The 11,764-nt window shown below is 54.4% G+C and carries 8 protein-coding genes; 2 read left to right on the forward strand and 6 right to left on the reverse strand.

Going from position 1 to position 11,764, the window contains the following annotated elements:
* Positions 1–956 (reverse strand): IS66 family transposase (locus LEP6406_RS28225; protein WP_008315143.1); only part of this gene is annotated, 956 nt, incomplete at its 3' end.
* A 501-nt stretch (positions 957–1,457) separates the two neighbouring features.
* Between LEP6406_RS28225 and LEP6406_RS0214505 the strand changes: the two genes are divergently transcribed.
* Together LEP6406_RS0214505 and LEP6406_RS0214510 are read left to right on the forward strand one after the other, a co-directional pair.
* A complete protein-coding gene (locus LEP6406_RS0214505) occupies positions 1,458–1,898 on the forward strand; it encodes an Hsp20/alpha crystallin family protein (RefSeq protein ID WP_008315300.1) in 441 nt (146 codons plus the stop codon).
* A gap of 525 nt (positions 1,899–2,423) precedes the next feature.
* Positions 2,424–3,623: an IS4 family transposase gene (locus tag LEP6406_RS0214510; protein ID WP_027269138.1), complete on the forward strand. Its 1,200-nt coding sequence runs from the start codon at positions 2,424–2,426 to the stop codon at positions 3,621–3,623.
* A gap of 59 nt (positions 3,624–3,682) precedes the next feature.
* Here the strand turns inward: LEP6406_RS0214510 and LEP6406_RS0214515 are convergent, their stop codons facing one another.
* From LEP6406_RS0214515 to LEP6406_RS0214540, 5 genes are all read right to left on the reverse strand, one after another.
* Positions 3,683–5,596: a VgrG-related protein gene (locus LEP6406_RS0214515; RefSeq protein WP_008317251.1), complete on the reverse strand. Its 1,914-nt coding sequence runs from the start codon at positions 5,594–5,596 to the stop codon at positions 3,683–3,685.
* Positions 5,597–5,618: 22 nt separating this feature from the next.
* The gene (locus LEP6406_RS0214520; protein WP_008317253.1) at positions 5,619–6,140 is read right to left on the reverse strand and encodes a CIS tube protein; all 522 of its coding nucleotides are present in this window, start codon (positions 6,138–6,140) and stop codon (positions 5,619–5,621) included.
* Between the two features lie 18 nt (positions 6,141–6,158).
* Positions 6,159–10,460, reverse strand: a complete 4,302-nt coding sequence (locus LEP6406_RS32895; RefSeq protein ID WP_008317256.1) for a hypothetical protein — start codon at positions 10,458–10,460, stop codon at positions 6,159–6,161.
* Between the two features lie 102 nt (positions 10,461–10,562).
* Positions 10,563–11,087 carry a phage tail protein gene (locus LEP6406_RS0214535; protein ID WP_008317258.1) on the reverse strand — a complete coding sequence of 175 codons (525 nt, stop codon included), beginning with the start codon at positions 11,085–11,087 and terminating at the stop codon, positions 10,563–10,565.
* On the reverse strand, positions 11,087–11,338 hold the full coding sequence (locus LEP6406_RS0214540) for a hypothetical protein (RefSeq protein ID WP_008317260.1): 252 nt from the start codon (positions 11,336–11,338) through the stop codon (positions 11,087–11,089). Before LEP6406_RS0214540 ends, LEP6406_RS0214535 begins: the two co-directional genes overlap by 1 nt.
* Positions 11,339–11,764: the final 426 nt, after the last annotated feature.

Genomic DNA, 11,764 nt, shown 5'->3' on the forward strand with positions numbered 1-11,764 from the left:
ACCTGGCGTTGGCTAATATCAATCCACCCATAGCCGCTGTAGCGGTCTGAGACCACAATGCCGTCATAGGCTGGGCCAATCAGTGCTTGGGCGGCGGCTTGAGACCGGCTCAACAGAATGCTGAACACACTCACCATCGGCGTCACCAGCACCCACAGCCAACCCTGTCGCTGGGCCTGATTCTGGCCATCGCTGTTCCCCTGGCGAAAGCTAGTCTCATCACTGTGAATCACCGCTTCCCCCTGCACGTAGCCTTGCGCCTCAGCTACTGGCTGCCCCAGTGCCGCACTGGCTTCTCGGCGTAGCCGGTTGATGCTGCCGCCAGAAATCTCGATCTCAAACAGCGCTGCTAGACAGGTCTTCACCTGCTGATGGCTTTGGCGATAAGCGCCACTCAGTAAGGCCACTACTGCACTCAACCGCTCACCATAACCGCCTTGATGCACCTCTGCTGGTAATTTGCTACGGGTGGTTTTACCGCAGTGCTCACAATCTAAGGCGTGCAGGCGATGCTCGATGACGATGGGCTCAATTGGCGGTAGTTCGACAATCTGGTGCCGATAGGGCGCTGGGTCGTTTCCTGATAGCGGCTCTCCACAATGCCCACAGGTCTTGGGGCGATGCTCGAACACCTGTTTGCAGGCTTCTAGGGGATACAGCTTGCGGGAATATCCTTTGTGTCCCGGTTGGCCTCCGCGCTTCCGCTTCCCTTTGCCTTTGCCCTCCGGGTCTGGCTTAGGGGGGCCGAATCCATCCTTTGAAGGCGGCAACGATGAGTTTTGCGAATTCTGGTTGAGTTGCTCTTCGAGGTGGCTCACCCGCTCTTCTAAGCGACTGATGGTCTCAATGAGAGCGCACACCAGAGCTTTTTTTACGCTAGCCGGGGTGGCATCCCAATCTGACACAGAAATGGAGATGCCGCCGATGTCTATGGTGGGCTCGTTGCCTTCACTCATGAGCCTACCTTAACCCCTATCGAGACCCTGGAACCCTTAATTCTTCGTGAACCCCTGAAGGCTTACAGAGTAAGTAGGGCAAACAAATTACGTTTCATAGTAAACCTCGTGAACGCTGTGGATGTGACGGCGTTGTTTTAACCGCCTTCTATGGTTCTGATAATGAGGTCCAAGGCTGAGAATTCGCTGGTCGGCTCTTGAGATCTCCTTAAGTCTTAAATGAGAACAAGGTGAGTAGCAGTTCCTTGAAAATGGGGAAAACCCGATACGGTTGGGTTCGGTGGGATAGCCCTCCCTCCAGGTTTGGTTGTCTCGACTGTCCGTTCTAGGCCATTCCCAGCATCATAGGAATTGTCAAGCAGTTGAAGTTAGAGCAGTCGCTAGTCACATTAGGGCAAGACTGCAAGCCAAGTTGCTTAGGCACGAAGCGCATCCGAGAGATACCCGGTGTCTGAAGCAAATTGGCCATAGCTACACATTATTCTCGAAGGAGAGACAACCATGATTGTTCGCTACTGGCAGCCCTTTCAAGAAGTGGAAACCCTTCGCCGTCAACTGGATCAAGTTTTTGAAGACATTACAAATGTTGTGGATCCGTCCACGACGACTTGGACCCCAGCCATTCGTCTGGTGGAATCGGGTGATACCTACCGGCTGACGGTGCAGTTGGCTGGCGTAAATGCCGATGATCTTGATGTTCAGGTGACTCGGGAATCGGTTCTGCTCTCTGGGAAGCGGCAGGCTCCAGAAATCGCAGAGCGCGATCGCATTCTCTACGAGAACATCCACTACGGCGCATTCCAGCGGGTAGTCAACTTGCCCAATGCGGTACAGAATGAAGCGGTGACGGCGGAGTTCAACCAAGGTCTGTTGACTCTCACCCTGCCCAAGGTAGAGGCCGCTCGCAATAAGGTGGTGAAAATCAACCTGAGTTCGACTTAAGCTTCACTGCCCATCCGCCAGGGAATAAACTGCCCTGGCTCATAGCAGAAGTCCATTAAAACGGACTCGCCCCCTATCCCCAGCCCAGCTCCTAGTACCGCAGGGCGTAAATCAGCCCACTATTGTCGCACCAGCCCAACCCTTTCCGATCCCCTCTCCCCGTGGGAGAGGGCTAGGGTGAGGGGCCGAGGTGTGCCACGATGAAACAGTCAGAGTATTTCCGCCGCCCAGTACTAAACCTTGTCCAAGTCCAGAAGTGGAGTTTTCCCGGTGGGAAAACTCCACTTCTGGACTTGGTATAGTCCATTTTTAATGGACTTAAGCCCACCTTAAGCCTGTTAGCCGGGAATTTTGAATTCCCGGCGGGGTGACAGCACTAATACCGAATTGACGTTTTTTAGCCCCCTACTCCTTGTCGAACTCCTTAACGGGTGACAAGGGCACTCAACGTCATACGGTACAGGGTTTTGAGATAATGGAGGGGACAAAAAAAAGGGAGCCTCAGTACAGCTCCCCCAACCAAATATGTTCCCTACATTCTACCAAACTACCCTTCTCACCCATCTCAATGAAAAACAGTACTTGACCTTCCAGTTACTGTTGTTATTGCTACAAGCGCATCGCCAAGTCAAACTCTCCGTCTTAGCCAGCGTCTTTCCTCAGCCCATTCAGTATCAAAGTCGCAAACGGAACTTACAACGCTTTTTAGCCTTACCCAAACTCACGCTCAAGGTGCTGTGGTTTCCACTGCTCAAATATTGGATCCGCCAAGTGGAAACGGGACGGGGCTTGAACCGTGACCAACGCCGTCGTCTGAGAACGCTCAAACACCATAAACACGGCTATTGGATTCTGGCAATGGACCGCACGGAATGGAAAGGGCGAAATATATTCATGGTCAGCGTGGTGTGGGGGACTCATGCTTTACCCGTCTATTGGGAGCGTTTAGGGCGGGCGGGTACGAGTGACCTGAAAACGCAACGGCGACTGCTGAAAGCGGCCCTGTCCTTGTTTAAGTCCTACCCGGTTCTACTGCTGGGTGACCGGGAGTTCCATAGCCCTAAACTGGCGGAATGGTTGGATCAGCGCGGGGTGTCCTTTGCACTCCGACAGAAAAAGGACTTCCATTTCAAGACCGATACCGATACCGACTATCAAGTCCTCAAAAACGTTGGCTTCAAACCGGGCCAGTCTCGATTTTATGAGGGAGTTTTGTGCAACAAGGGCGATGGTATGGGCCCGTTTAATTTAGCGGTGTATTGGAAGCGCTCCTATCGCCAGAAGGGGCCGAAGGAGCCGTGGTATATCCTGACTAATCTGCCCACCTTGAAGCAAGCGTTAGCGGTCTATCGATGTCGCTGGGGCATTGAACAGCTCTTCAAAGACTTTAAGACTGGGGGCTATAACTTGGAGGACACCAAGGTCAATGACACCCGATTCTTAGCCTTAGTTTTACTGATCACTCTGGCTTACAGTTTGGCGACTCTCCACGGCCAGTGGATGCAGGAGGCCAAGCTAGCTCAGTATGCCGGACGTCTCCAAGAGCACCAAGATAAGGCTCCACGGCACAGTGACTTTAGCTTCAGTCTCTATGGGCAACGATGGCTCTATGCCATGGATTTATGGGCCGATTGGGCGCTCAAGCTGGTAGCCCTCAAACCCCATAAACACCGCTATTTTCAGCGAGGTTTTCACGCCCTATCCCTTATCCAGCAAGCTCTCTAGGGGGGTTGTCACCCTGTAAGGTCGAACTCAGGTTGGTTTAAGTTCATTCTAAGGCGATATTAATTGATCGTTATGAGGCCACCCTGGAGCGTCAGTTTGCCAGTCCCTTTGACCGTTGTGGTAGACCCATCGACTACCACCGTCGCCGGAGATTTGATGGTAATTCCACCGGGCTTAATTTCCACTGTACTCGGACCAGCGCTTAGGGTAATACCTTGGGGGGCAGAAATCTCGATTGTCGCCCCGGCACTGAGGGTGATTTTATTGCCCGTATCTACCATTTCCAGCTTTTGGCCACCGTTCGTTTTCACCAGCAGCTTTTTGTTCTGGTCATCTAGCTTAACCTCATGATTTCCCGCTGTTTTGATATGGACAAACTGATCGCTGTCATTAATGTCTAGCTGGTGCCCCTTTTTGGTCAGAACATATACTCCCTGCTTACTGCTACCCTTATCCTCTTCTACAAATTGAAGTTTATGGCCTAAGCGAGTTTTGAAGGTTCGCAATCGTACTTTTCCACTCTGAGTACTTTCAGCCGTTTTTTCGGGGGGAGCATCCGTGCCATTCCAAACACCACCAATCACATAGGGACGGTGGATGTCTCCCTGTTCAAACCCCACTAGGACTTCATCATTAATTTCCGGCAGACAATCAAATCCCCGATTAGGCCCAGCCCCTGCCCCAACGACCCGTGCCCAATAGCTGGCATGTTCTTCCGTCAGGGCTGGTAGCTTGACTCGGACTCGCCCCCAATCCTTGGGATCTTTATTGTCAGTAACGATTCCCACCATTAAATGGGCCGTTTCTCGCTCTGCTCCTGAAGCCGCCAACAATGTAAATAGATCTCCATTTCTCAATCCCCGGACACTAAATTCAGTGGTGTAAAGCCCTGCTTGAAAAAGATGACGGGTTTCAGTGACGTAGTATTCACCACTATGGGGACCTAGGTTTTCTAGTTTAACCAGGCGACCAGGGCGAATCTCAGGATTACCTTCCGCTCGGGCATCGGCTTGGACAAATTCTCCCGACAGTTCATTACAGACGCTCTGGGCAATTTTCCTCGCTTGCGAGGATTCAGCAAAATGCTGATCAACAATCAGCATTTTGGGATTGGATGGCTTGCCTTTGAAGCTCTGGCTTGTTTTGGAGCCCTTGCCATAGCTATTGGTTGTTAAGACTTGACCCGTGGTGATCGTCTCAGAGATTACTCTCTTTTGTTTATAGTCCCAGCCTCGGACCTCAACTTCTTTAACCTGTTCTGCACTGGACACCCTAACACTAAAGCTACTTAAGGTTTCTTTCCACTTGAGTTCCAGGGTCTTTTTCGATGCGGGCCTACGGAAATATAGCTTGTCATCCTGAACAAAGCATTCAAAGCCATTACGATTAGCCAACATGCGTAGAAAGGCCATATTGGTCTGGTTGTGCTGAAAGGTATAGCCGTTAGCTTCGTTGATGTCACCGTACCCGTAGGGACCACCGGTTGAGTCAACGGTATGGGTTGCCACTCCGTCTGCTCCAGCAATTTCTTTGACGATGTCGTCATCCGTCATATTTTGAAAAGAACGGTTGTGACGACCTCGATGTAATCGGTGAGAAACGTCATAACCTCGCACTACAATAGTGGCTTGGGAACCTTCATCAAAGTGAGTCTCAGTCCCAGTAATTTCCCCACCGAAGATTTTTGCGGTTTTAGCATCTTCAAACTCCGTAGAGCCCGTAGTACTACGAGACAGTTCTATTTCAACTCGTTTACCAATTGCTAGTAGATCTGCATAGCCGTAGCCACCATACTTGAAAATCTCTTGCCCCTCTCTTCCTGGTTGATCGGGGTTGCTAATCATCAGCGTAAAGACACTCGGCAGGTGCAAGCTCTCTTCGATAACCAACTGCTGTAGGCTTTCTCGCACTGCTTTGGGTGCGTCTTCTCCATCAATCTTCAGGGTGAAATCAGCGGCATAGGTGATAGGCATGGGAAATATTCTTGGGATTCAGTTAGCTTAAAAAGGCTTGACGGCTGCTGGACTGACGACTGCCAGCACTGGGCTGGGGAGTCCCTTGACTGGGCTCGGGAGTCGGGGCATCTGCCTGTTCTAAGGACAAATCAATGCTGGCACGGACTGGGGTGCCATCGGGCATGAATAGGGTGAGCTTAAAGTTAAGGGTTTTGACAAAGCAGCGTAGATAATCATTGCTTCCCCAAGTGAAAAGATAAATGGGTGGACGCTTCCCTGCTCCTTCCCCAGAGGAGGCAAATTCAACAGCTTTAGTAAATTTGCCCAGGGGAATGAGGACGCTGCTGCCGTCTTCGTAGGTGTCTAGAATAATATTGCTAATGCTCAAGCTATAGGGATTGGGATGCTTGAAACTGGTTTTGTTTTCCCCCGCTTGAGTCTGGGCACCAGGGGCTTGATCAATGGAGACAGAACGATTGAAGGTGAGTTCGGTGGGGTTGAACATGAACTCGATGTTTTCGCCACCATCGACGGCAATGAGTTTGGCTTTTTCTAGGGGCACGACGGCATCCTCCGGAGATTAATATCGAGGGCCAAAACCATGGCGCTCTCGCTCAACAGCAAGGCGTTGACAGATCAGGTGATAGACCTGCTGTACCAGCTTATCCAGGGTTTCTGGCGATGCGCCACTGGTGGCTTGGTCTTCATTGGAGTTTTCAGGCTCGATGGTAGATGCTGTGGGTGTGGCTGTGGGTGTGCTCTCAAGTTTCCGTTGTAGGGTGAGGGTATCGCCGGAACTCGCGGTTGATTGGCGCAGGGCTGCAAGGGGCTGCAAATCGGGATAGGGGTCTGCCGGGGAAACAGAGGGCGGGGGTGAGGGACTTTCTCCAGAATCCCCTGTGCCGCTGATAAGTTCTTCAATACTGCCCCAAACGGTGGGAGGCAGAGTCGTTGTTTTGCGATCGCGAGTGGGAGGTGGGTCAGTTGGCGCTGTCGGATCGCTTTGGGCTTGCAGGAGGGAAGGGGATTGGGCCACTTTTCCCGCTGCTCCTACCAGACTGGGTACGGGGGGGCTGGGCTGGGTTGATCGCGCTGTAGTTACGGGAGTGTAGGCGGTTTCGGGGGAGAGTTGCGATGGCCTTTGACCGGCCTCTGGCCATTGCAGATCGCGATCCTCCTCTAGGGTGCGCTGTAAGGAGTTGCCCAGGGTTGGAGACAGGGGTTGCAGCACAGATAGAGCTTGCAACACCGTGGGCAAGGGGTACGAGGTATCCGCAGCAGTGATAGCCGTATCGGCATTGTCATCCGGACGAGCCCCCTGAGCAACGGTAGCAGTTCCCTCCGCAGGTTCATTTGACAAAACTGATTCTGAAGGCACCTCTGGGGTAGGAATTGATCCTGACTCTGGTGTCGTTTCCGTCGGAGCCGCCGGGGCAGAATCCAGGATAGGGGCGGCAAGGGTGTCGGGAATAGGGGCTGGAGCTGGGGATTGCGCCTCTGGAGTTAAACCCGGCACTCCATCTGGGGCTACTTGGCGAGCCACCGTCTCAGGGCTAGATACCTCAGAAATTTCCGCAATGTCCGCAGGGTAACCAGTGGAACGATTCGACAGGGGAGCAACACTATCTCCAATAGCGGCAGATTCCGGGATATTTGACGGGATATCGCTAGGGAGTGGTGGTGGAGGATTGGGGATTGGGGCGCGTGAGGCGGCCCACCGCACCTCTGCACTAGGATTGGTGATGTCAAAGGATGGGGAAGAAGTAGGGGACTCCGGGAACGGACTGGAAGTTGTGGCGAGTGAATCCATCCCGATGCTGCTGGATGGGCTAGCCTCAGGAGCCACCTGACGGTTGAGGATGCCAACATCGCCTTCGGGCGAGATTTGAGGCCGATCGGTAGTCGGGAATGTTTGATCCGTCGGGGGCAATTGGCCCGAACTGGGAGAAGCTGGCAGGATTTCGGGAGCCCGAGTGCCATCTGGACTCGGTATAGCAGACACGTCAGCTTCCCCTGTAACGGACTGCGGAAACGGGCTAGGGGAAACTGCCGGGGACTTGGCGGATGGAGACAACTCTGTTCCGGCAAAATCCAAGTTCGGGGAAGCTTGCAGTAGAGCCCCCCCTGCGCCGGAGTCTGCTTGCGGGTCAGCAGGCTCTGGAACTGGTATAGCCGCTGGGCTAGAAGGAGATTGCAGAGTAGGCAGTTGTGCCCCTGCATCTGGAGAAGCTTGCAATGGGGATCCCGGCAATGGGGTGGCTACCGAGTTAGAAGATACTTGCGAACTGGACGACTCCACCACTGGGGCAGGAGCAGCCTGTATCAGGGATTCTGGAGCCGACTCCACTGATGGACTAGGAGCAGCCTGTACCAGGGATTCTGGAGATGGAGTCACCTCTGGAACAGGAGCAGCTTGTAGCAAGGATTCTGGAGCCGATTCCATCGCTGGACTAGGAGCAGCCTGCCCCAGGGATCCAGGGGACGATTCCACCGCTGGACTAGGAGCAGTCTGTCCCATGGATCCGGGGGATGATTCCGCTGTTTCGCCAGGAGAAACCTCTGGCAAATTAGGCGGTGCCGCCGCTAGGGTCGCTGCCGAGTCCGAATCAGCTTGCAACTGAGATGCCGACCCGAATTCCACAACATCCCCTCCCGTAGGGTGGGCACTGCCCACCACAGAAGCAGCCTGGATCCCAGGAGGGCCAGATTCTTCTGCACCTGTCCCAGAAGATCCGGATACCGACATCACATCACGCTCCGTAGGGTGGGCACTGCCCACCACAGAAGCAGCCTGGATCCCAGGAGGATCAGATTCTTCTGCACCTGTTCCGGAAGAGGGACCGGATTCTGTCATAGAAATGGCAGTAGGGTGGGCACTACCCACCACATCACTTAAAGATGAATCCGTCCCAGTGCTTAATGGGCTAGCCTCTGGCACTGCCTGACGGTTGAGGCTTTCAGCAGCGCCCTGGGACGAGATCTGAGGACGATCGGCAGTTGGGGATGGTTGATCCGTGGGGGGCAATTGGGCTGAACTGAGAGAGGCTTCCAGGGGCTCAGGTGGGGATAGTTCAGCATTCTCAGTGACTCCCTGAGGGGACGGACTGGGAGAAACTGGCAAGGATGGGACTGGCGGGGAAGCCTCTACTCCACCGGACTCCACACTGGACGAGGCTTGTAGCAAAGATTCCGTAGGCACGAAATCTTCTTCGCCAGGGGAAACTTGCAACTCAGAAGATGCCGGGGCTGCTTCCGCCGTTGGACTAGGAAAGGCTTGCAATTGGGATTCTGGAGAAGATTGCGTTGCCGAACCAGATGAGACAGACGGTTCCGGAGCTGATGCTGACGCTGGACTAGGAGAGGCTTGCAGTTGAGGAACTGATTCCACCGCTGGACTAGGAGAGGCTTGCAAGATAGACGAGTCTGCCGCCGAGATGGCAGAACCTTGCGGTAAGGATGGAGCGGCGGTGGATTCAGGAGTAGTCTGTGGCAGAGATCCTGAAGATGAAGGTGCTGCTGAGGTGGAAGAGTCTTGGGATGCCGACATCACATCACTCTCCGTAGGGTGGGCACTGCCCACCGCAGAAGCAGCCTGGATCCCAGGAGGACCAGATTCTTCTGCACCTGTCCCGGAAGAGGGACCAGATTCTGCCATAGAAATGGCAGTAGGGTGGGCACTGCCCACCGCAAAAGATGAATCCTCCCCAGTGCTCAATGGGCTAGCCTCTGGCACTGCCTGACGGTTGAGGCTTTCAGCAGCACCCTTGGACGAGATCTGAGGACGATCGGCAGTTGGAGATGGTTGATCCGTGGGGGGCAATTGGGCTGAACTGAGAGAGGCTTGCAGAGGCTCAGGTGGGGATACTTCAGCATTCTCAGAGACTCCCTGAGGGGACGGACTGGGAGAAACTGGCAAGGATGGGACTGGCGGGGAACCCTCTACTCCACCGGGCTCCACACTGGACGAGGCTTGTAGCAAAGATTCCGTAGGCGCGAAATCTTCTTCACCAGAAGAAACTTGCAACTCAGAAGATGCCGGGATTGACTCCACCGCTGGGCTAGGAGAGGCTTCCAATTGGGATTCTGGAGAAGATGGCGTTGCCGAACCAGATAAGACAGACGGTTCCGGAGCTGATGCTGACGCTGGACTAGGAGAGGCTTGCAAGATATGGGCACTGCCCACCCCAGGAGATGCCTGTGAGGCATTTTGCTCACCAGGCAACGCAGCGGGCTCCGCTGGAACTGCTTGCAAATCCGGCGGTGAGGGCGCTGGCGGCGGCGGTAGACCAGGGATAGAGGCCAGGGTGCCGGGGTGCTGGCGCTGAGCGCGGGGGGGCATCTGCCCCGGACGGGCAGGGCTATCCGGGCGACGCAACGGACGAAGGGTGGAAGATTGGAGAGTGGGAGATTGTGGGGGAACTGGCGAGACCAGGGGCTGACGCTGTAGCGGGGGGGCGGGGGGCGGCGGCGGCGTTTCGGGCAGGAAGGGAGTGATGTCGGTGAGGCTGCCGGGATGATCACGGCGGCGGCGGGTCGGAACTGTCGGCTCCGGCTGTCTCTGTACCGTTTCTCCGGCGGTATTGGCGGCAATGCTAGCTCCCAAGTCAGAATCGGGCTGATCGGTGGAGGCGGCTACCCAAGCTTCTGGGCTGATCTCCTCTGTCCCTTCATCCCCGGAATCATTGACCCCATCAGTCCCACTATCAGGCGCAGGCGTACCTAGGGGCGAGCGCAGATCGGGATCCAACACCCCCAGGAATCGCTCTCCCAATAGGGTTGTCCGCTGTAACCTCAGCCCTAGATTGCTCAGGGGCTGCAAGACACCCAGCGGCTTACTGGGTAGGTTAGAGACATTCTCCGGGGGTGGGGTGGGATCAGCCATGGGCTGGAAAGCAGGTTAAAGATCTGGGCAATGGCTAGGGTTCTGTGAATGTTTTTCCCAAAACAGCCTTCATCTATCCATCAATTCAAAGTTGACAGATGCCTAGGAAGAAGAGGCAATATATCCCGTCTTATCACGCTTCTGGTCAGTGGCTGCACCACCCCCACTGGATTCAGTGATGATCTTGAGACCTTCGTAGGCCAACACTAACTCCTCTACCGCAACGCTGTTAGAGTCGGCCTTGAGGGCGGGGGTTTTCCAGCCGACGGGGATGGCCCCCAAGAGAGACCATGCTTGCATAGTTTCCCCGGCCTGGTTAAAGACCAAAATATTGATATTGCGTCGCTCTGGCTTACCTTCTTCCAGCGTTTTGTTAATCCAATTCCAGAACGTGAGATCATCGGTAATCCCTCGCTTTAGGGTAATATCCCCAAACTTAGCCCGCTTGAGAAAAATACGCTGCTGTTCGTTAGCGCCGCCTTCAAAGTAGGTGTCCTTTTCGATCTGCACATCAATACCAGAGCATTCGCTAAAGGATGCGGCTAAGCTGCTATCCATCTCCACATAGAAGCGGTTGGTGGTGACGTGGTTGACGCCATAGTTTTCACTGTTGCTTTGCTCGGACATTAGAAATACCTCCGAATCTCGCCACGCCGCGATCGCTGTTGCTGCATATCATGACGCAAGCAGGCATAAACCTGATCGCTAAAGGTTTGCAGGGCGAGGGGATCCGCCAGCACCGCCGCCGCTAAATCAGCCATGGCCTCCAAGTCTGGATCACCCTGGCAGGAGGCCGGGGCCGTGTACCCCGCCGGGGCCGCTTGCCGGATTGGAGCCTGGGCGGCCCGCTGTCTCAATAGGGAGTGAAGGTCTTCCATAATAGGTGACAGGTTTTAGGGGACAGGGTGTGGGAAGTTTTGAGTTTTGAGTTTTGAGTTTTGAATTAAATATCTCGTAGGGGATCTGCGGGTTAATAGTGTACCGAGTGACCAGGTTTTCTCCCAGAGGGAGAAAGCCAGTGTCTCCCTCTGGGAGAAAGCCCGATCAGCGGGTACGTTGCTTTCCTGCGAGTCCCTAGGGGCGCGGGGCTTCGCGCCTTCCGTATGTTTGTGTACGACAACCCCATCACCCAAGCCCTATGCCAAAGGCAGGCTCATCGCCAACGGGCAGGCTCCGCCTTTCTTGAATGCCGTTAAGCTATACACACTCTCTCACCCTCACACTCTCTTACCCTCACACCCATCTACCCCTTTAGGCTTCAATACCAGCTCCCCTGCCTCAGGGTAAGGAATTTTTTCGGCCTT

It is taken from the genome of Leptolyngbya sp. PCC 6406 (assembly GCF_000332095.2).
Lineage (GTDB): Bacteria > Cyanobacteriota > Cyanobacteriia > Phormidesmidales > Phormidesmidaceae > PCC-6406.